At 59.1% G+C, this 509-nt stretch carries 1 pseudogene; it reads left to right on the top strand.

Annotated elements, in window-relative coordinates:
• Positions 1 to 45: 45 nt before the first annotated feature.
• Positions 46 to 509, top strand: a pseudogene (locus tag IFT44_RS21040) (hypothetical protein); the annotation flags it as partial.

The following is a 509-nucleotide window of genomic DNA, read 5'->3' as shown; positions in this document are numbered from 1 at the left end:
ATTCCTGCGCCGATTCTGGCGGCTTCGCTGGGCAAGACGGCGGAGGTGTTCTACGCGGTCAATCAAAGTGGGGCGGTGAAGCCGGTGTCGGAGGTGTTGAGCTTGCAGGTGCTGGCGTTCACTTCGGAACAACTGGTAGCGCCAAGCGTTGCCCAGGCCAGCGGTTCACCGGCAGTGCTGGATCTCAACACATTCGCGGGAGATGCCACGGTAGTGGCGGTGCCGTGGCCGTTGATGACCACAGGCCAAACTTACTGGCTACGCGCGCGAGGGACCCTGGATGACGGCACGACGCGCAGCGAAGAGCTGGCGATGGGAGCCGCAGTGACGGCTGCGCAAGTGAACTCAGGGCTGCAAATCAACCTGCCTCGCAGTTTCCTGTTGCGACTGGAGAATACCTTGCCACTGACCCTGGAACTGAAAGTGGGTATGGGCAAGAGCGTGAGTGAAAGTGAAGCGGTTATATTTCCTGAAGGAGTGCTGAACATGACTCAGTTGACTTTGGTGCT

Source organism: Pseudomonas sp. CFBP 13710 (assembly GCF_014842235.1).
In the GTDB taxonomy this organism is placed as follows: Bacteria; Pseudomonadota; Gammaproteobacteria; order Pseudomonadales; family Pseudomonadaceae; genus Aquipseudomonas; species Aquipseudomonas baltica.
This window is presented reverse-complemented; position numbering and strand designations above follow the sequence as displayed.